Source organism: Ktedonosporobacter rubrisoli (assembly GCF_004208415.1).
Taxonomy (GTDB): Bacteria; Chloroflexota; Ktedonobacteria; order Ktedonobacterales; family Ktedonobacteraceae; genus Ktedonosporobacter; species Ktedonosporobacter rubrisoli.
On sequence record NZ_CP035758.1, the window covers coordinates 1,873,131 to 1,892,959 of the forward strand.

Here is a 19,829-nt window from a genome sequence, read left to right on the forward strand (position 1 = left end):
TAGCTTCTGGAAAGGCGCAAGCTGATGCATGGCAAGGAGTGGGTAAAAATATGGCGTGACGATATGTTGCACGGCCTTGAGCTGCATCAGGCAAACTATGTGACTCATGCGTTTGCGCGCCATATGCATGATTATTATGTCCTCGGCCTGATTGAGGAAGGTGTCCAAAAGTACTGGCATGCCGGCTCCCGTTATGTGACGACGCCAGGTGGTATGTTTGTGATTAATCCGGGCGAGGCGCATACGGGCGAGGCGGCAATAGAAAGCGGCTTTATGTATCGCACGCTTTATCCTGATGTGGACCTTATGCAGAGGGTAGCGAGCGAACTGACCGGACACCTTGAGGGCTTGCCATCTTTTCAGGCAGGGGTTATTTATGATCCAACTATGAGCAGGCTTGTGCGTGATCTACATATTGCTCTTGGCCAGGAACTTACGCCGCTGGAGCGTGAGTCGCGCTTCCTTTCCACTTTTGCTCTGCTCATTGGACGTTATGGCAGGGAGCATCTATCCGAGCGTGCTCCAGGCCGAGAGCAGGGTGCGGCAAGACAGGTTCGTCGCTATCTTGATGAGCATTATGCTGAGAAGACGACGCTATCTGAGCTCGCGCATTTAGTCAATTTCAGCCCATATTATCTGCTGCGCATCTTCGAACGTGAGATTGGCATTTCTCCCCATGCTTATCTTGAAAGCGTGCGCATCAAGCATGCCCAAGATCTGCTTGCCCGCGGTATTACGCAGGTTCAAGTTGCCTATGAGTTAGGCTTTAGCTCTCAGAGCCATTTTTCCTATCGCTTTAAACGTTTGTTGGGTGTTACGCCCGGGGAATATGTGCGTTTGCATAGGTCTAGCTAAGGGCTAATCTACCAAAAGCGTTGCTCTGACTGAACCGCTGGCGATCCTAAACACTTGCGCGGGAGCCTGACGGCGAACAGCCAGAGATACGCGCTCAGGTTTTCAATAGGGCAATAACATCCTGCAGCCAGCTTAGCTCCATCTCCAGGGCGCGGCGCTGATGGTCGAGAACAATGCGCGCGCTGAGCAGATGTTCGCTCCAGGCGCAAGCTGCGCTAACATGCTGGTGTTGCGCTTGTAACGCCCGATAGCGCTCTTCAAGGGCTGAAGCAACCTCTCCATGTGGCAGGCAGGTGAGCGCTACGCCAAGGCCCAGATCGTAGTCAAAGCGCTGGTGCTCGCTGGAGTCCAGCGCTGTGCGTGCCAGTTCCTTGAACTGCTGCCGACCGCTCTCGGTTAGGGTGTAAACCTTACGCTGCGAGGGTCCCTGGCCGGGATTGGGCTCTTCGCTGGCCTCTACCCAACCCCCGGCAACTAGCTTATCAAGGCTCTGGTAGATGGAGGAGAGGCCGATGTTGGTCCATTGGCGAATCGAGCGCGCAGTAATCTGCTGATTGAGTTCGTAGCCGTGCATGGGGCGCTCGGCTAGCAGGGAAAGCAGGAGCAATGGGAGCCGCGCGCGTTCATGATTCATTGCCTGGCTCGTCGAATGGACGTAAGGCCGCGACGGCACTCTCTGTAACATGTAAGCCTGCCGCAGGTATACCTACCAGGATCGCACTCAATACTTCAGCACGCGAAGCTCCGAGTTGTTTGGCCTGGGCCGCATGAAATTCTATGCCTTGTTCCAGTCCAAGGGCAGCCAGGACGGCCAGATAGGCTAGCTCTGCAGTTTTCGGATCGAGCGCCGAATGCTCTGTCATGATCCGATCAGCATTTAGCCAGGCTTGTATGGTCTCAGGGGCTTCTTGCAAGCAGGCTATAAAGCCAGGACTCATCGCCATATTGTTGTTCTCCCTTTCTTTAAATTCTATTACAGAATATTCTACTGCAGAATAATAACATGGAAAAGCACAATTATCAATAGGAAAAAAGTTAGAGCCGGCTGGCAGGACCTGGCTCCAAGACTAGAGAGAAGGTAGTTCAACCTTAGCGCTATGCAAGATCACTGCGCTGCCTTTGATACGCGTTAGCTTGATAGTAGTGTTGGCTACATAAGCCTCGGCTAGCAGTCGAGAAGCTCGGCCCATGGCATATCCCTGCCCAATAGTGAAGCTATGCCAGCCTGGAGTCTTCTTGCCTAAAATCTCGTGTTCGGTGAGATAAGCGCCAAGGGCACAGGCTGCAACGCCGGTGGCCGGATCTTCGTTAAAGCCAGCCCTGCGCGGAAATTGGCGCGCCTCTACCTGGAGGCCTGGCTCTCGTGTTTGGAGCGTAAAAGGATAAAAGCCAGTGGTCTGATAAGTGTCGCAAAGCTGCCAGAGCGCCTCGAAATCTGGTTGCAGGCTATCTAGAATATGATAATCGCGTAACGGTACCATAAGCTTGGCTCGTGAGGTAGAGACAGATTGAATCGGTCCCCAGGCTAGATGTATGGCTTCTTCAGGAATATGCAGGACCCGGGCAACTTCTCCTAAAGAGGGATTGTGGCTGGCAAATGTGGCTGGGAACTGCTCAACAGTGACCTCGCTGCCCTGCGAGTTTTGTTGCCACTCTACCGTAATCGGTCCCAATGGTGTCTCTATATGAACAGGTGAAGCGGTGAGGAGGTGCTGGTTGGCAAGGGCGCTCACAGCACCAATTGTTCCGTGCACACACATTTCCATCTCGTGCTTGGGAACAAAATAACGCAGGCGGGTGGCAGCATTTGCCGTGGATGGATTGAGCACAAAAACCGTCTCTACGCCAAAGTGAGCCGCTAGCTCTTGCATGTGCTCAGTTTTCATCAGGCTTGCGTTGAGGACGATGGGAGCGGGATTGCCTCCGCCCGGCTGGGCCTCAAAAACGCGGGTATAGATGGTTGGGAATTGCTCCATAGGCTTATAAGTTCCTTCTCCATTGGCTGATTTTTGTTTTCTTTCCTATTCTATTCTGTTTCCTATGCTTATGCTAGTCAAGCTTTCCTCTCTATACACTAGTAGTCTGTCAAACGTCACTTGACAAGTGCGCCGCCTACGGCAGCGAAGGGAAAGGGGGAAGCTGGGGCACAGCCCCAGGCCCCAGGTCAAGGGCGGCCGCCCTTGACAATCCCGCTGGTTCACCCATCACGTCAACTTTGACAGATCACTAGTAGTCTGTCAAACAGAGACTGACGCGTGCGCTACCTGCGGCAGTAGGTAGGGGAAAGATCTGAGGCACAATTCGCTCGATAGCGACGCGGCCCCAGTCAAGGGAAGCCAGCTGGTTCACTCATCCGGCAAACCCTGACAGACCACTAGATAGACGTGCTGCTGCTGACACGAAGCAAACGAGAAAGCTCAGATGCATAGAAGCAGATCAGTGCCGATGCCTTGTTGTAATATGACTTTCTGCTTATAATGAGGTAGGAAAGGTAAATATCCTGACAAAGAAGGTGTTTACAGTGGAGGGAAAGCCGCATCTAACTCCTGTCAAGAACTGGCGAGAACATATGCTACGTTGGGCAAACGATTCAGCGCGTGGACAGCGCATTGTACGTTGGCTTGGAGGGCATGTGGCTGTCTGGCAGTTTCGTTTGCTCGCCAGTTTGCCCGACGAGCAGCCCTGGTCGCCGCTATCGCGACCCTTATCAGCCGCTACTGTGGCACTTGTAACTACAAGCGGCGTTCACCTTTGTGCTGATAAGCCCTTCCATTTAGACTCGGATACCTCATTTCGTTTTGTGCCGCGAACAGCTCGCCTTGATGAGCTCTGTATCAGCCATGAGAACTATGACCGCAGGGATGCGCAGAAAGATCTTAATCTGATTTTTCCTCTTGAACGACTGCTAGAGCTAGAGGAGGCGGGCGTGATAGGTAGAGTGGCCGAGATGAACTTTTCGATGGGCTTTACAAAGAACCCACAGAAAGTACGGGAGCCAGGTCGTAAAATAGCCGCCCAGTTGGTGCGCCAGCACGTTGATTTGGCTCTCCTTGTGCCTGCCTGACCAGCATGTACGCGGTCCGTGGGACTGCTGGCACGAGAAATCGAGGCTCAGGGCATAACGACTGTTGCCCTGGCTCTGATCAAAGAACTGGCTGAGGTTGTTCGGGCTCCTCGCATGCTCTATCTGCGCTGGCCATTTGGGCACGCCCTGGGAGAACCTGGCAATCATCTTCAGCAGCTCAATATTCTGCATGATATGTTCTCTATGGCCAGCCTGGCTCCGCGTCCCGGTTTGATAGCTGAGCTGCCCTACCGTTGGAAAAGGCAGGAATATGCGCCTATTCAAGACTGGAATGTAGCAAGCGAACCCTTTAAGCAAGCCCTAGCTCAGGCACTTGCTGGGCATCAGAAAGCTGAGCGCAGCTTCTCGTAGGCTGTCGCAGTGACGAAACCGTAAACCAGGTGGGGGAGCAAGTCGGAGAGCCAGCCGGAGATACCCCAGCTCTTTGGATTGCTGATCCCTAGTGCGACGAGGGGTACATCGCTGGCGGCCATCGCCGTCAAGCCTGCCCCTGTGCCGCCAAGGGCAAGTGGAAGCCGGGGCATTGCTGGGCGTAACAATCCATACATTAGGCCAACGCCTACGCCATTTATATAGCCTGAGAGTGCTCCCAAACCGCTTTTGCGGTTCTGACTTGTTTGATCATTGGCCTGAGCCAGTGGAAGGCCCACTTTTCCAGCCAGGTTGCTAATTAGCTGGGTGGGGGCGCTGCTGGATGCGCGGCCACGAATAGCCATATCAGCATAAGTAGTCACATTAAGAGAAAAGGTTCCCAGCGCTCCGGCTATAGCTCCTGCCAGGGCATCTCTTAGCATAATAGATCTCCTCTTCTCGCCTTATTCAGAGCTATCAGCTGAGGGCAAGACCTTTCAAGCTCTCATTTTCTGTGCGTAGCCCTGGAGTCGGCGCTATCTTCTTTAGAATACACGCCGGTCAGGGGCATTATGTTTCTGCATCTCCCTCAATGCAGCAGGATGAAAAAGTATTAAGAGATGGCTCTTGCGGATCTTTTACGTGCCTACTTCGCTATAGGCATAGCTGTTAAAATAGTCAGAATTGGCTACAGAGTGCTAGCGACGCTGATGCAAATCTATTCTGCTCAGGGCTTGAAAGATGCAAAGCAATGGAGTATGCTTTCTCATGGAAGTAGACATCTTTATATAAACAAACATTTATAAATGTAACTCTTCCGCTTCACCTGAGAAAAAGAAGGCAAGAAGCTTGATGGTAGCTTTCGGACTATCTGGCTCATAGGTACGCGATCTGGCTCAGGGGCCAAACAAACAATATTTTCTGCTAGAAGAGCTTCTTATGCATATACGAAGCGGGACAGAGCTAGGCTAGCATCATCCTCATTTGATGCAGTTAGTCATAGAGGTTGTAACGGAGGTAGGTATTGTAGGGTAAGTAAGATGTACTCGCTGGTCCGCCCACAAACTCCATGGTATGCGCTTCTTTGATTTGCTGACGGCTAGCGACGTTGGGAAAAGTGCGGCTCTGCAATGAGCAAAGGGAGGTGGCATTATCAAATGGCCAATATTCATCCAAGCGAGAATAGTTATGCAGTAGATCCGGAAAGCGCCATGGAGATGGCTCGCTTGATGGACCTGGACATTATTGTCAACAAGCAGATGGGAGGGCTTTTTCCGCCAGATATCGATCTAGGGAAGGTCCATGATGTGCTCGATATTGCCTGTGGGCCGGGAGGTTGGGCCATGGAGGTAGCCTTTGAGCATCCCGACAAACACGTGGTAGGCATCGATATCAGTCGTGCCATGCTCGAATATGCCACGGCGCAGGCCAATATGCAAGATTTGCAGAATATCGAGTTCTTCTTTATGGATGCTACCGCGTCTCTGGAGTTCCCCGCCGCTTCCTTCGATCTGATCAACGCACGCTTCATTGTAGGTTTTATGTGGAAGGAGGCCTGGCCAGAGCTGATCAAGGAATGTATGCGTATCCTGCGCCCTGGCGGCATCATTCGGATTACCGATACTGATCGCGTCTTTAGTCCGAGCAATAGTGCAGCGCTTGAGAAGTTCAACATATTTGTGAGCAAGGCTTTTGTGCGAACAGGAAGAAGCTTTTGTAAAGAAGAGAATGCCAATCATTTTGGTTTGACGCCCATGCTTGGTGCGCTTTTGGCAGCGGCGGGCTGCGAGAATATCCGCAAGATCCCCTATATGCTCAACTACTCGGCGGGTAAGCCTGCGCATTTTGCCCAGACCCATAATTGGGAAATGGGCTTGGCTCTACTGGTGCCATTTTTTAGGAGAACCAGCATGGCCAGTCAGGAGGAGCTAGAGGAGCTCTATCAACAAGTGTTGGTGGAAATGCGTCGGGATGATTTTCGCGGGATCTGGTATTTTATGAGCGCCTATGGAGCCAAACCTATGTAATGTAAGCCCTCAGCAGCTCTCTACTGGAAGAGAGAAGGAGTTATTTGTATGTCAAATATTCATCCAAGCGAGAACAGCTATGTGATGGACCCGGAAAGCGCCATGGAGATGGCTCGCCTGCTGGACCTGGACATTATTGTCAACAAGCAGATGGGAGCGCTATTTCCCGCCGACATCGATCTGGGCAGGGTGCATGATGTGCTCGATATTGCCTGTGGACCAGGTGGTTGGGCCATGGAGGTAGCCTTTGAGCATCCCGACAAGCATGTGGTAGGCATCGATATCAGTCGTGCCATGCTCGAATATGCCACGGCGCAAGCCAAAGTGCAGGATTTGCAAAACGTTGAATTTCGGTTTATGGATGCCACCTCGAAGCTGCAATTCCCCGAAGCCTCGTTTGATCTGATCAATGCACGCTTCATTGTAGGTTTTATGTGGAAGGAGGCCTGGCCGGAGCTGATCAAGGAATGTATGCGTATCCTGCGCCCGGGTGGGATTGTCAGGTTCACTGACACAGATAGAGGCTTTAGTCCTACCAATAGTGCAGCACTTGAGAAGTTCAATATATTTGCAAGCAAGGCTTTTGTGCGAACGGGAAGAAGCTTTTGTGAAGAAGAGAATGCCAATCATTTTGGTTTGACGCCCATGCTTGGTGCGCTTTTAGCCGAGGCAGGCTGCGAGAATATTCGTGAGATTCCCCATATGCTCAACTACTCTGCGGGTGAACCTGCGCATTTTGCTCTGGCTCATAACTGTGAAGTGGGCATTGCCTTATTGGCACCATTTTTTAAGAAGACCGGCGTAGCCAGCCAGGAGGAGCACGAGCAGCTCTATCAGCAGATGTTAAGAGAGATACGTCGGGATGATTTTCGCGGGATCTGGTATTTTATGAGCGCCTATGGCGAAAAGCCTTTATAGTCCAGTGAGGATATTTTTAGGAAAAAAGCTTGTTCAGGCTATACATTAGGAGGGCAAGCATGACAAACATCCATCCGAGCGAGAACAGTTATGTGGTGGATCAGGAGAGCGCTACCGAGATGGCGCGTCTGATCGATCAGGATATTATTATCAACAAGCAGATGGGAGGACTTTTCCCGCCAGATATTGATCAGGGCAGGGTCCATGATGTGCTCGATATTGCCTGTGGGCCGGGAGGTTGGGCCATGGAGGTAGCCTTTGAGCATCCCGACAAGCACGTGGTAGGCATTGATATCAGCCAGGCGATGCTTGAATATGCCACGGCGCAAGCCAAAGTGCAGGATTTGCAAAACGTTGAATTTCGGTTTATGGATGCCACCTCGAAGCTGCAATTCCCCGCCGCTTCCTTCGATCTGATCAATGCACGCTTCATTGTAAGTTTTATGTGGAAAGAAGCCTGGTCGGAACTGATTAAGGAATGTAGCCGCATCTTGCGTCCGGGTGGGATTGTCAGGTTCACCGACACGGACCATGTTTTTAGTCCGACCAACAGTGCGGCGTTGGAGAAGTTCAATATATTTGTGAGTGATATTTTTGTGCGGACGGGAAGAAGCTTTTGTACGGAGGAGAAGGCCAATCATTTTGGCCTCACTTCTATGTTAGGGGCGCTTTTAGCAGGTGCAGGCATTAAGAATATCCGCGAGATCCCCTATATGCTCAACTACTCGGCGGGTGAACCTGCGAACTTTGCCCTGACGCATAACTGGGAAGTAGTCCTGGCTTTGTTGATGCCGTTTTTGAAGAATTCTAAAGCGGCGAGCCAGGAAGAACTTGAGCAGCTGTATCAGCAAGCATTAGTGGAGATGCGTCGAGATGCTTTTCGCGGGATCTGGTGTTTTATGAGCACCTATGGCGAAAAGCCTTTATAGTTCTATCAGGGCTGGTATTTACTGAAGTTTCTTGTTCGGTTGTACACCGGGAGGGGCGAGCATGACAAATATTCCTCCGAGCGAGAACAGTTATGTGGTGGACCAGGAGAGCGCAACTGAGATGGCGCGCCTGATCGATCAGGATGCAATGGTTAGCAGGCAAATGGGAGGACTTTTTCCGCCAGATATTGATCAGGGCAGGGTCCATGATGTGCTCGATATTGCCTGTGGGCCGGGTGGCTGGGCCATGGAGGTAGCCTTTGAGCATCCCGACAAGCACGTGGTAGGCATCGATATCAGCCAGGCGATGCTTGAATATGCCACGGCGCAGGCCAATATGCAGAACTTGCAAAATATCGAGTTCTTCTTTATGGATGCTACTGCATCCCTGGAGTTTCCCGCCGCTTCCTTCGATTTGATTAATATACGTTTCATTGTTGGGCTCATGTGGAAGGAGATCTGGCCGGAGCTGATCAAAGAATGCAAGCGTATATTGCGTCCTGGGGGAATATTGCGCATTACCGATACTGATGACGCGCTCATCGGGGCTAACAGTAGCGAGGCGCTAGAAAAATTGAGCATCCTGGTGACGCGGGCTTTTTACCGCACTGGTCGAAGCTTTGCTGTTGACGAATGGGCTAACCATTTTGGCTTGACCCCCATGCTGAGTAATTTCCTGCTTGAGGCTGGCTTTACGAATATTCGCGAGGTTCCGCATATGCTCGATTATTCGGCGGGAGCGCCCGCACATTTCAGCCATACCCATAATCTGGAAGTCGCCATGTACCTCATTCAGCCTTTTTTAAGGAATGCGGGGATAGCCAGCCAGGAAGAGCTTGAACAGCTCTATGAGCAGATGTTAATAGATCTGCGTCAGGATGAGTTTTTTGGTATCTGGACTTTTATGAGCACCTATGGCGAAAAATCGGCTTGAGTGCTCTTGCTCAAAGGGCAGAGAGTGTGCTCTCTGAGCATCGAGAGGAGTAAAGTGTGGATATGTCGAGGAAACGCTATGTTGGGAACAGCTATTTGCTGGATCAAGAAAGCGTGATGGAGATGGGGCGTCTCATCGATTTGGATGTGCTGGTTACCAAACATATGGGCGGCCATTTCCCACCGGATATCGACCTTACCAAAATCCATGATATTCTGGATATTGCCTGTGGGCCAGGTGGTTGGGCCTCGGAAGTGGCCTTTGCCTATCCCGACAAGCATATAGTCGGGATCGATATTAGCCAGGCGATGTTAGAGTATGCTGTAGCTCAGGCAAGAGTGCAGCAATTGCCAAATGTTGAATTTCGTTATATGAATGCGGTCTCATCTCTGCAGTTCCCGAATGCCTCCTTTGATCTGGTCAATGCACGCTTCATGATCAGCTTCATGTGGAAAGAAGCGTGGCCAGATACGATCAAAGAGTGTATGCGGGTTTTGCGTCCAGGAGGTATAGTACGCATCACTGATACGGATCAAATTTGTAGCTCATCGAGTAGCGTCGCCCTGGAGGAGATGAGTGCAATCATTGCAAGAGCATTTTTCTGTACAGGTAGAAGCTTGAATGAGCACGAACAGTGTACCCATCCTGGTCTGATATCTCGCTTGTATGGCTTTCTCCAGCGCGCTGGCTGTGCCAAAATTCGCGAGCAAGCCCATATCTTAAACTACTCTACAGGCTGCCCGGCTCATCTCAGATTTGCTCGTAATCTGGAGATAGTCTTGCTGGCTCTGCAGCCGTTTCTCCGAGAAGCCGGGGTAGCTACCCAACAACAGCTAGATGAGCTCTATCAACAGGTATTGATAGATCTGCGCAAGGACGATTTTTATGGCATTATGTATTTTATGAGCGTGTATGGTGAGAAGGCTGCAGAGCTATAACGCGGTTACTTGCTTCTTTATTAAAGCGGATTTTTAGAGTAGGCTTGAAATTGCAAAGTTCGTAGGTCCTTTCAGCCAGTGCTTGAGGGCAGAAAACTTGCCCTCAGGCGCAGGTAGAACTCTATTATGCGCTGGCCGTGATAAGAATGCCCTGGGCAGATTTTTCCCAGCGCAGGCCAAATTCGCTAAGCAGCACTTCTTGCCCTTGTTCAGTAATATTTACCGCCCGGCTGTTGGGCGAGCGCCTGATCCAGTCCTTAGCAAAAAAGTGCCTGGCAAAGGCTGCCCCAAAGTTTCCAGCGATATGGTGACGGCGCTCGCTCCAATCAATATGATGTGGAATAAAGGAAACTGGGTGTCGGTGGCGCTGGCCAAGATCCAGACCAAAGTCGCCTATCCAGGCCTGGCCAGCAGGCGTGATAGAATAGCCGTCGTCATTCTCGATTAAGATGCCCTTGTGCACAAGAGACTGCGAGAGGGCAACCCCCAGCGCGCCAGCCAGGTGATTGTAGCACATGCGGGCACGGCGAATAGCGCGTGCCGCCTCCGATTCGCGCAGTGAGTGTATGGGCGCAGCCGGTGAATAGGTGGCAAGCATTTCGAGAACCCGCGTAATGGAAGGATCAGTCAGGCGAAAGTAGCGGTGTCTCCCTTGCTTAACAACTGTGATCAATCCAAATTCCTCTAGTCTGGCAAGATGGGCGCTGGCCGTGGATGAAGCCACACGCGCATTTCTTGCAAGTTCTCCGGCCGGTAGGGCACGGCCATCGCTAAGGGACATGAGAATGTTTACGCGCGTTGGATCGGCAAGTAGCGAGGCCAGCGCGGCAATATTTGCGTCTCCAGGCATTTTTTACCCTTCCTTTCTTATAGTCATTTATATGTCGATCGGCTGAAATCAGCTTGCAAAGGGAGCAAACTATTTTTGACAAACCTGGCCGTACGCCAGAAGCGTCGCAGCTCTTTTGGGTGCATGCCCGCAATGCGCCGATCGATAGGTTCGTGGTATCCCAAATAAGGGATGCGCGATGTATGATTATTATAGACCGAAAATATTTCGTTGTAACGTGAAATATTTTTTGCTTGCCCATCTGGCAAGTAGAGAGAAGATGGGGCAGGCCAGTTTGTCCCTGGTCAAGGGATGCTGATTCCGTGTACAATCTGAAATGATGGGAACGTTGTCCCAATGTTTTTCCCCATAATGCCAATGAGGGCAATAGCAAGGAGTCGCTACAGATCAGGGTATATCTGGCTGTGTCGGCAGATAGAGAAGATCAGGAGAAACATAGCATGCAATTTGATCATGTATTTATTCCCTATGGTGCTTACTGGTCAACGCCGTTTGTGCGCTGGCAGGGTAGCTTTGCTCATCTCCATCCTATGCGCTTTGCCGCCGAGGTTACGAAGCGCGCTTTGGAAGAACGTCATATTGGGCCTGAAGTTTTTGATGCTCTCTTCCTGGGCATGACAGTGCCGGCGAAGCATAGTTTTTATGGTGCGCCCTGGCTGGCCGCGATGGTAGGAGCGCCGGAGATCAGCGGGCCGGCGATCAATCAGGCTTGTGCTACATCTGCGCGTGTTATTGGCGATGCGGCCTATGAGGTTGAGATTGATAGAGAGCGTTGCATCCTGGCAATTACCTGTGATCGCACAAGCAATGGACCACACCTCTACTATCCCAATCCCCTGGGCCCTGGCGGTACCGGCGAGCATGAAGATTGGGTGACCGATAATTTTGATTTTGATCCCTATGCCCATAATGCGATGTTGCAGACTGCCGAGAATGTAGCGGCTGAGGATACGATCTCGCGCGAGGAGCAGAACGAGGTAACCTATCTGCGTTATCAACAATATCAGGATGCTCTCAAGGATGACGCGGCATTTCATCGTCGTTACTTTGTCTCGCCCGTCGAGGTTAAAGATTCCTCTGGCCGTAAGAAGCTGGCGACGGTTCTTGATGACGAGGGCATCTATCCCACGACCCCAGAAGGGCTGGCCCGTTTGCGCCCCGTGCACGAGGGAGGAACCGTGACCTATGGCGCTCAGACGCATCCAGCTGATGGCAATAGTGGCTTGATTCTAACCTCGCAAGAGCAGGCCAGGCAGCTTAGCCGCGATGCCAACATACAGGTCCGACTGGTGGCCTTTGGGCAGGCGCGCGCCCGCAAGGGCTATATGGCCCAGGCTACGGTTCCTGCGGCGCAGAAGGCATTGCAGGAGGCTGGAATAGATATTAAGGATGTGAAGGTTGTGAAGACACATAATCCCTTTGCCGTAAATGATATCTATTTCTCTCGTAAGATGGGCGTCGCCCTTGACTCGTTTAATAACTTTGGCTCTTCGCTCATTTTCGGGCATCCGCAGGGACCAACCGGAATGCGCTTGACCATCGAACTGATTGAGGAGCTTGTGATGCGAGGCGGTGGCTACGGGCTCTTTGTTGGTTGCGCCGCCGGCGATACCGGTGCGGCGTTAATCGTGCACGTTGACGCAAAGTAGCTCAAGATTACTTATGTGTAATCAATTAATTGGTTGATGTAAGCAAAATTAGCTGCGTACCTCTCGCATCATGGAACGCCATTGTCCAAAGTGATGGCGTTCCACGAGAGAAAATTATCAAAAATCGATCCTAGTCCAGCCCAGGAGATTCCAGCCTTGAGAGCTACAATAGCAGAGCCGAACTGCGACTTTAGGAAGCCTTGAGTGATTACAGGTTGATGGCGGGTATTCCATGCATGCCTAAGGCGAAGGAGATCTCGCCGCCATGATGTAGATCGTGTTCAATCAGATGCCAGATAACCCACTGGCGCGTAAACGTCTCTTCTTCTCCGTCATCATCAGTATCATGGAAGACTTCCTCCAGATCGGCAATTGTCAAGCGCTCAAGCATATTCTGGATTATCTGCCAGGTTATTTCCAGCCCGCTAACCAGTTCGGAAGCCGATCTGGTAGGCTGATCGGCACGGTCCCAGTTGCAAAGGGCGGGAAGGTGCTCGTCCTCCACTTTAAGAGCGTAATGGAGCCAGCGGGCACGCGCGCCGATGACGTGAGTGGCGATCATGCCAATAGAGCGCAGATGTGAGGCTACGCCGAGCGTAAGCTGCTCAGCCGAGAGGGGAGCCAGAGCCGTAACTAAATGGTGCTGATAACCATCCCAGCCCTTGTAAAAAGGTGCCAGCGATAAAGCGTGTTCGGTCATGAATGTTTCTCTCTTCTTTCATGTTTTGCATAAAGCAACGAGGGCAAGAATTCGCCCGATCAACGCTCAACGAGGATGCAATTAAGGAATAGGGGTTTTGTATTTTGGAGAAGATGCGCGGCCAGGCGAAAAGCTGCCGGCCGAAGCGCTGATGCATAAGTAGTATGCGTGAAGATGAAAAGCTGGCGTAGGTTCTGAAAAGCTGCAGATTCCGTAAGCAAGGCCCGAATTAACAAGCCCTTCCACGCATAGCTGACAAATTACATAACCCCTTTAAGAAGAATATTTTCTCCATATCACTTTCTCCTTTCAGCTACCGTGGAACGTCGTTCAATAGCGCGAGTATAGCATAAGGCCTGCTCCCTGGCAAGCCAAATTTTTACATTCTGTTCAGCCTGGCTGAAACTCAGGTGAGCCAGAACGTTGTTGAACTGAAAAGTCAAGCTCTGCTGAGCAGCCGCTAGAAGCATAAAAACAGCGTGCTGCTATGTATATTAAGGAAGGCCATTTGCCGTAATGGACTCTTATTGCGCTGGCCTTTCCTTCTTGGCGGCTTGATTGGTGATGGCGAGAGATGGACGATCAGGGCGTGTTATTTTCTGGGCGGGCTACGAGGGAAATCGGCGTATCCTGTCCGTCAACTCGCTCAAACACTTTGGTTGCTGACTGCTCCGCGTGGTTGGCAAGAGTATGAGCATAGTGTTGAATAGCGGCACGCAATTCTGGGGGATGATGGATAATAAAAGGGACGCCAAGGCCGGCGAGGAAGCGGGCCACCCAGGGTAGATCTGCAACGTCACCGCGCATGATCACGCCGTTGTCAGCTGCTATAAACTGAGCCTTAGAAAGTCGGGTCTGGCGCTGCACCTCTTCTAAGGTTATCTGTAGCCAAACCTCGATCCGCCAGGTGCGGGGGACCGAAGCGAGCGCCCGCTGCACTTCCTCCAGGGCCTGGAAGTTGTCAGGCGGCGAGAAAGTGTCAGCGAGAACCTCGATTTGCAGGATTCGATCCAGGCGAAAGAGGCGTTGCCCCTGCCGCAGGTGACAATAGCCTATTGTATACCAGAAGCCCTCATGATAGACGACACCGTAGGGATCGAAGGTACGGGTTGTCTCATTGGAATGGGCTGATTGATAGCGCAGCTCCACGCAATGCGCGCTCTGAATGGCCGAGCTAAGGGCCATCACAACTGAGGCCTGAGGCGCTACCTCAAATGAACTGCTCCAGAAATGGACTGTCTGTTCTATAGCCTGGACGCGCGAACGAGTTGTGGTAGGAAGAACGCGTTCGACCTTGGCCAGGAGGCTCTCAAGCGCTGGCGATGTGCGCGTGATGCCGTGCTTACGTGCTAACAACAGGCTTAAGGTTAGCGCTGTGGCCTCATCCTCGGTGAAGATAAGCGGAGGTAGCTTGTAGCCAGGACGCAGGCGATAGGCCCCGTAGCGACCGCGCTCGGACTCAACAGGGATGCCAAGGTCGACGAGCATGGCTATATAATCTCGTACGGTCCGAATATTTACTTCCAGCCGACGCGCGAGATCGGGACCCGTCATACGCCCATGTGATAGCAGAAGCTCTAAGACTGTCAGCACCCGGGCTGTAGGCCGATAGACCACTTTTTTCCCTTACCTCCATTGAAAGATCTTCAATCAGGGTCAATTTTACCATCTTTTCGGCATATACTCAATCAGTTCCTTCAGTTGTAGAGCCGATCTATGGCTGCAAATAAGGCAGGCTCATCCACCTGAAGTGACAGGGAATAGCCGGAAAGACCTTCGGTTTCCTGCCAGACGTGGCGAATCCAGTTCCAGAGAGCTCGCGCGGCGCGCCGTATCTCCTGTTGGGAAGGCGCGCCTGGCCATACCTGTGTCAGCAAAGCCTGCTCTTCTGACGTAAGAACCTGCTCAGTATAGCGGTAGGAATGTGCATATATGCCGCGCAGTGCCGCCAGCAGAGTGTATAACTCGGATGTTGCCTCCGTTAGCATTCCTAGCGCACACCAGCTATCGCCGCTGGCATTTTTGCGGTTGAGATAGATGTAATTATCGATGGCATTCTCTATCTTTGCGCGTGCCTGATCAGCAGACACCTCAACTGTTTGCTCCTGGCGAGTGCTCAGAAGCTGTTCCAGAAACCGGGTGCTATCTTTGATGAGGCGAACCTGCGAAGGCGCAGGGAGCGTTCTCTCGACTGCTGGCCGATGTATAGCCAGGTCGATTGGCTGCCAATCGACATCTAAGAAAGCCGTGTAAAAAGAGCTTTCACCTGCGTATCTATGGTAGAGAAATTGGATGTTCCCTAGCAGCCGCAAGAGCTCGCGCACTGTGTTCTTGCAGGCGACATAGGCGTCATCAGTCAGCCATATTTCGATATCAAGATCGGAAAAGCGGTTGGCAGTTCCACGCCCTAGCGAGCCAGTGTAAAGCATTCCTAACACGCGTTGATCGGCCTGGATAGCTGCTTCAAATCGTTGCAAGGGTATGGGAGATTGATAGCTGGCCTCATGCATTGTCTAGCTCCTTTAGAAGTGTCCCGATAAAACTGTTTATAGACATAATACACGCTTTGTCACCTCATCAAGCTCGGATTGAGGATTGCCAGGTAACTCCCGGCTGCGCCAGGCCACGAATCCGTCTGGCCTGACCAGCACCGCACCCCGGGCGCTTACTCCATAGAGCTGCTGCCAGCTCTCCTCAAGTTCCTGGAGATCTGCTTGCGGACCGATGCTGTAGATTGCACAATTCAGTTTGCGCTGAGCTGCTATCATTTCCAGAGCTGTACGCCAGGCCGTACCTTCTGGGCCAAGAAGCAATACGAAATGCGAACCAAACAGATCAAGTGTTGAGATGCGTCGTCCCAGCTGCTCTAGCCAGACATGGGGAGCTCGTGTTCCTGGCTGGCCGTTTAGCTCGATATGATCGAGAGGAGCCTGATAATTACCCTCGGCGAGGATGGCTTGTGAATGATACTGGTAGCCGGCAGTGACAACAGTTTCGTCGGCCAACTGAGCCTGTGTCGAACGTGTACGTGCCTGTAGATAGCGCAAGCTTGCCTGCTCGACCACAAAATTGATTACTGGGCGGCGTTCCTCATCATAGGTAGCTAGCAAGTCCGGCCCGGCCTGGCCCTTCAGGACTGCAGCAAGTTTCCAGGCCAGATTATGCGCATCCTGAATTCCTGTATTCGCCCCGAAGGCTCCCGTAGGAGGCATTACATGAGCCGCATCACCTACCAGGAAGATTCTCCCGGCCACAAGGCTATTAGCTGTGCGTGAGGCAACTTCCCAGGGCAGAATACTAATGATCTCAATAGGTAACTCAGGCAGACCAATTGCCTGGCGTAGATAGCTCAGGCAGCGCTCAGGTGGAAAATCCTTGGGCCTCTCTCCTGCTTCGGGATGGTAGGTAATATGAAACATCCAGCGATCTTTGTTGTTAATCGAGATGAGTATACCAGGGCTGGCAGGATTCTCGATGCTGCAGATGCCGAACTCGCGCCCCTCTACTAGCTTGCTCAAGTCAGCCTGAAAGTAGACGTTGAGTTGATGATCTAGCGTTCCCAATCCTGACATCCCTATCCCCAGGCTACGACGTATCGGGCTGGCTGCTCCATCGGCAGCAATCACGTAATCGGCGTGAAGATCTTGTAACTCGCCTGTCGCGCGTTCCTGGAAGAGTGCTGTTACCCCTGTTGCGTCCTGTTCCAGCTTGATAAGCTGCACACCAAAATGTAGATCAACGCCCCGTTGCTGAGCGGCCGCGTACAAAATCGGCTCTACATTGTCCTGCGCACACATGCACCAGGAAGCTGGGCTGATGCGCGCGATCAGATCTGCTGCGAGGTTTTGTGGCATCGATACAAACTGCAGCTCCTGGCCGGCCAGGGTATCTACGCGAAGCCAGCCCCGACTATTTATCAGCTCCGCTCCGGCAATACGGATTTGCTCGTCCAGACCTAATGAGCGCATGAGTTCCATTGTGCGAAAGTTGAGGCCTCTGGCTCGTGGATGGATAGATGTACCCGGGTGCCGTTCGATCAAGCAGGCAGAGATGCCAGATTGGGCAAGAAAAAGGGCAGATGACAGACCTGCCAGGCCACCACCAACAATTAAAACAGATGTATGCAACATAGTAAGGCATCCTTTCCTCTATTCTCTATGTTACGACATGTTAAGCAGACAAGCGCATTAACAAATGTCCAGGCTTTTTGAATAGGGAAAACTCATTGTTTCAGCTTGTGAGCCAGCGTTCAAGCTGAGTTACAAGCTTTTCAGAAGAAGGTAGAATAGGTTCAACTAAGGACATGCCAAGAACGCACATGATCAAAAGCGTTGCCGCACTTTCCGGGTCCAGGTCCGCGCGCAATTCACCTTGTTGTAAGCCAGCTGCCAATAATGCGGTCACATAGTGATGCAAGGATTGGTAATTGGCCAAAACGATGTCCCGAATAGCCGGGTCCTGCTTGGCGCGCAAAGCAAATTCATCAAGAACGAGCCAGAGCGTGGGGTCTTCATGAACCTGCTGGTAGCTGGATGCCACGAAGCGATGCACGCGCTCTAATATCGTATCTCCTTTCTGCTCTGCCAGTGCCGTGACCTGCGAGCGCTGCTGTACTGCATACTGTAAAACTGCCCTGATCAGCATCTCTTTGGTAGGAAAATAATGGTGTAGAGTGGCATGAGTGATCCCGACTTGCGCGGCTATATCGCGCGTGCGCAGCTCTCCAAGCCCGTGGCTGGCGATGCTCTGATATGCGGCCTCAATGAGTGCCTGGCGGCGTTCTTCGGCTCTTGCCCTGCTACGCTGATCCGCCATGTCTACTCCCTTCAATGTTTGTTATCTACCATCTGGTAGATAGTATAGTATAAAACATACTCGTTGTCTACCATTTGGTAGATAAAATGCGGAATTGTAAATGTCCATAGAAATAGACCTTACTTAGACTTTTGGGTAGCCGCAATACTGGCCGTTGGTCTGATGGCAAAGATATGCTCCAGCGTTATACTTAGCACAGACATCCGAAAAAGAAAAATACTGTATAAAATCTGGGGAAAGCTAGTTATCTAGAAGCGCCAAGGCTTGACACTTGCTTTAGGTGAAAAAAGGTAAAACGAGTCTTTTATATAAAGACGGAAGGAATAGGAAAATGTTAACAATACTTGTAACCGGAGCTACGGGAGCATTGGGGCGCGAAGTGGTACAGCAGTTGCTTCAACAGCAGCATCAGGTCCGTATCTATACCCATAAATCGCCCCCAACTGCAGCGGAGAATATAGAAGTCTACCAGGGAGATCTGCGCACAGGCGAGGGACTGATAGAGGCAACTCGCGGTGTGGATAGTATTATACACTGCGCAACCTTCTTCGATGAGGGATATGTCACGGATCGGCAGGGGACACGCCATCTCATAGAGGCTGCTTTAAAGAACGGCTCGCCTCATTTGATATATATCTCTATTGTCGGAGTTGATCGCAGCTCATTTTCCTACTTCCAGATGAAGCGCGAAGTGGAGAAGATGATAGAGAGTTCTGGCTTGCCCTGGAGCATTTTGCGCACGACGCAATTTCATAACTTTGTCTTGAATATCATTACTTCCCTTGAAGACAAGCAAAGCTCTACCCTGACACTGCCAGATGGCGTACGCTTTCAATCCATAGATGGAAGCGAAGTTGCCCAGGCTCTAGCTAGGCTTGCCTCACAGCAGGCTGCTGGATATCTTCCAGAGATGGGAGGGCCCCAGATCCTTACGCTTGCAGAGATGGCGCAAAGTTATCAACGTGTCTACGCTAAGCAAAACAACATAAGGCTAGAGCCGCTGCAAGGTGAGATGTACGAGGCCTTTCGCTCGGGGGTAAATTTGGTGCCAGAGCGGGCTGTGGGCCAGATCACCTGGGAAACATTCTTGCGCCAGCGTGCCTGACCGGTTCGCCTGCCTTCCATTTTATGCGTTGGATGAGCTGCCTGTAAATGGCCAGCTCGTCCCAAATGGGCAAACTACCCCAGCGGCTAGCTCTAGCGAAGATTCAGGTGTTGCAAGATATACTCAACTGTCTCCTCGGGAGTCTGCTCAGAAGTATCAACCCATAGACCGATACCGGCCATGGTACTGCGTAAGGCCTGGTCGAGGTAGGTAGCCCAGGTCTCGCCTAAAGGCTGTTTGGCCCGATTGACATCGCGTTGGTGCGCCACAGTTTCCACGCTGGGAGCCAATACGACGAGCGAAAAAGGAATGCCCAGCAATTCTTCTTGCAAATGCTGCCAGCGTTCCCCCATAATGATGTCATCGAGCACGGCCGTAAAGCCTGCCACCTGGAATGAGCGCGCCAACAGGCACATATTTTTGAGGCGCAGGCGCAATTGATTGGCGGCCTCACTCTCATCCTCCTGGCCAGGCTCACCTACCCATACTGCGCCGGATACAATCATATGATGGAGTACATCCGCCTCTATATGCACGCCACGCGCAAAGCGCTGGGCAAGTAAACGCGCAATGGTAGATTTTCCTGCCGCCTGAATGCCGGTGATGGCGATAATAGCAGGGCGAGTGTTGAGCAAAGGCTGATCAATAGACATGGGTCCTCCAGGGGTTAACA

21 protein-coding genes are annotated in these 19,829 nt (G+C 51.7%); 10 read left to right on the forward strand and 11 right to left on the reverse strand.

Features of this window, described 5'->3' with window-relative positions:
- The first annotated feature begins 24 nt into the window (after positions 1-24).
- Positions 25-855 (forward strand): AraC family transcriptional regulator, encoded by an 831-nt coding sequence (locus EPA93_RS08650; protein ID WP_129886666.1) that lies wholly within the window; start codon positions 25-27, stop codon positions 853-855.
- A gap of 94 nt (positions 856-949) precedes the next feature.
- Here EPA93_RS08650 and EPA93_RS08655 read toward each other — a convergent pair whose 3' ends face one another.
- The 3 genes from EPA93_RS08655 to EPA93_RS08665 form a co-directional block, all read right to left on the reverse strand.
- Positions 950-1,489: a PadR family transcriptional regulator gene (locus EPA93_RS08655; RefSeq protein WP_165422967.1), complete on the reverse strand. Its 540-nt coding sequence runs from the start codon at positions 1,487-1,489 to the stop codon at positions 950-952.
- Positions 1,479-1,799 (reverse strand): carboxymuconolactone decarboxylase family protein, encoded by a 321-nt coding sequence (locus EPA93_RS08660; RefSeq protein WP_129886668.1) that lies wholly within the window; start codon positions 1,797-1,799, stop codon positions 1,479-1,481. The genes EPA93_RS08655 and EPA93_RS08660 overlap by 11 nt, the downstream gene beginning before the upstream one ends.
- 123 nt (positions 1,800-1,922) lie before the next feature.
- Positions 1,923-2,831, reverse strand: coding sequence for a PhzF family phenazine biosynthesis protein (locus EPA93_RS08665; protein WP_129886669.1), 909 nt, complete (start codon positions 2,829-2,831; stop codon positions 1,923-1,925).
- 545 nt (positions 2,832-3,376) lie between these two features.
- On the opposite strand from EPA93_RS08665, the gene EPA93_RS08670 reads away from it, so the two are divergent.
- Both EPA93_RS08670 and EPA93_RS08675 read left to right on the forward strand, forming a co-directional pair.
- Positions 3,377-3,919 carry a glycine/sarcosine/betaine reductase selenoprotein B family protein gene (locus EPA93_RS08670; protein ID WP_129886670.1) on the forward strand — a complete coding sequence of 181 codons (543 nt, stop codon included), beginning with the start codon at positions 3,377-3,379 and terminating at the stop codon, positions 3,917-3,919.
- A gap of 18 nt (positions 3,920-3,937) precedes the next feature.
- Positions 3,938-4,291, forward strand: a complete 354-nt coding sequence (locus tag EPA93_RS08675; protein ID WP_129886671.1) for a hypothetical protein — start codon at positions 3,938-3,940, stop codon at positions 4,289-4,291.
- Here EPA93_RS08675 and EPA93_RS08680 read toward each other — a convergent pair.
- Positions 4,264-4,734, reverse strand: coding sequence for a hypothetical protein (locus EPA93_RS08680; protein WP_129886672.1), 471 nt, complete (start codon positions 4,732-4,734; stop codon positions 4,264-4,266). The two genes, EPA93_RS08675 and EPA93_RS08680, sit on opposite strands and share 28 nt — an antisense overlap.
- Positions 4,735-5,448: 714 nt before the next feature.
- Between EPA93_RS08680 and EPA93_RS08685 the strand changes: the two genes are divergently transcribed.
- The 5 genes from EPA93_RS08685 to EPA93_RS08705 all read left to right on the forward strand — a co-directional run bounded on the left by EPA93_RS08685 (position 5,449) and on the right by EPA93_RS08705 (position 10,037).
- Positions 5,449-6,318: a class I SAM-dependent methyltransferase gene (locus tag EPA93_RS08685; protein WP_165422968.1), complete on the forward strand. Its 870-nt coding sequence runs from the start codon at positions 5,449-5,451 to the stop codon at positions 6,316-6,318.
- A 48-nt stretch (positions 6,319-6,366) separates the two neighbouring features.
- Positions 6,367-7,236 carry a class I SAM-dependent methyltransferase gene (locus tag EPA93_RS08690; protein WP_129886674.1) on the forward strand — a complete coding sequence of 290 codons (870 nt, stop codon included), beginning with the start codon at positions 6,367-6,369 and terminating at the stop codon, positions 7,234-7,236.
- Between the two features lie 59 nt (positions 7,237-7,295).
- The gene (locus EPA93_RS08695; RefSeq protein ID WP_129886675.1) at positions 7,296-8,165 is read left to right on the forward strand and encodes a class I SAM-dependent methyltransferase; all 870 of its coding nucleotides are present in this window, start codon (positions 7,296-7,298) and stop codon (positions 8,163-8,165) included.
- Between the two features lie 61 nt (positions 8,166-8,226).
- The gene (locus EPA93_RS08700; protein ID WP_129886676.1) at positions 8,227-9,099 is read left to right on the forward strand and encodes a class I SAM-dependent methyltransferase; all 873 of its coding nucleotides are present in this window, start codon (positions 8,227-8,229) and stop codon (positions 9,097-9,099) included.
- 62 nt (positions 9,100-9,161) lie between these two features.
- On the forward strand, positions 9,162-10,037 hold the full coding sequence (locus EPA93_RS08705; protein ID WP_129886677.1) for a class I SAM-dependent methyltransferase: 876 nt from the start codon (positions 9,162-9,164) through the stop codon (positions 10,035-10,037).
- A gap of 124 nt (positions 10,038-10,161) precedes the next feature.
- Here the strand turns inward: EPA93_RS08705 and EPA93_RS08710 are convergent, their stop codons facing one another.
- Positions 10,162-10,887 carry a winged helix-turn-helix domain-containing protein gene (locus EPA93_RS08710; protein WP_129886678.1) on the reverse strand — a complete coding sequence of 242 codons (726 nt, stop codon included), beginning with the start codon at positions 10,885-10,887 and terminating at the stop codon, positions 10,162-10,164.
- Between the two features lie 440 nt (positions 10,888-11,327).
- Here EPA93_RS08710 and EPA93_RS08715 point away from each other — a divergent pair, with 440 nt between their 5' ends.
- Positions 11,328-12,536: a thiolase family protein gene (locus EPA93_RS08715; RefSeq protein WP_129886679.1), complete on the forward strand. Its 1,209-nt coding sequence runs from the start codon at positions 11,328-11,330 to the stop codon at positions 12,534-12,536.
- A 208-nt stretch (positions 12,537-12,744) separates the two neighbouring features.
- Here EPA93_RS08715 and EPA93_RS08720 read toward each other — a convergent pair whose 3' ends face one another.
- From EPA93_RS08720 to EPA93_RS08740, 5 genes are all read right to left on the reverse strand, one after another.
- Positions 12,745-13,236 (reverse strand): DinB family protein, encoded by a 492-nt coding sequence (locus tag EPA93_RS08720; RefSeq protein ID WP_129886680.1) that lies wholly within the window; start codon positions 13,234-13,236, stop codon positions 12,745-12,747.
- 582 nt (positions 13,237-13,818) lie between these two features.
- Positions 13,819-14,853 carry a helix-turn-helix transcriptional regulator gene (locus EPA93_RS08725; protein ID WP_129886681.1) on the reverse strand — a complete coding sequence of 345 codons (1,035 nt, stop codon included), beginning with the start codon at positions 14,851-14,853 and terminating at the stop codon, positions 13,819-13,821.
- An 80-nt stretch (positions 14,854-14,933) separates the two neighbouring features.
- Entirely contained in the window at positions 14,934-15,746 is an 813-nt protein-coding gene (locus EPA93_RS08730; RefSeq protein ID WP_129886682.1) for a hypothetical protein, read from the reverse strand.
- 36 nt (positions 15,747-15,782) lie between these two features.
- A complete protein-coding gene (locus tag EPA93_RS08735; RefSeq protein WP_129886683.1) occupies positions 15,783-17,366 on the reverse strand; it encodes an FAD-dependent oxidoreductase in 1,584 nt (527 codons plus the stop codon).
- Between the two features lie 100 nt (positions 17,367-17,466).
- Positions 17,467-18,051, reverse strand: a complete 585-nt coding sequence (locus EPA93_RS08740; protein WP_129886684.1) for a TetR/AcrR family transcriptional regulator — start codon at positions 18,049-18,051, stop codon at positions 17,467-17,469.
- A gap of 331 nt (positions 18,052-18,382) precedes the next feature.
- Here EPA93_RS08740 and EPA93_RS08745 point away from each other — a divergent pair, with 331 nt between their 5' ends.
- Positions 18,383-19,156: an SDR family oxidoreductase gene (locus tag EPA93_RS08745; protein ID WP_129886685.1), complete on the forward strand. Its 774-nt coding sequence runs from the start codon at positions 18,383-18,385 to the stop codon at positions 19,154-19,156.
- Between the two features lie 92 nt (positions 19,157-19,248).
- On the opposite strand, the gene EPA93_RS08750 is transcribed toward EPA93_RS08745, so the two are convergent.
- Positions 19,249-19,809 (reverse strand): phosphotransferase-like protein, encoded by a 561-nt coding sequence (locus tag EPA93_RS08750; RefSeq protein ID WP_129886686.1) that lies wholly within the window; start codon positions 19,807-19,809, stop codon positions 19,249-19,251.
- Positions 19,810-19,829: the final 20 nt, after the last annotated feature.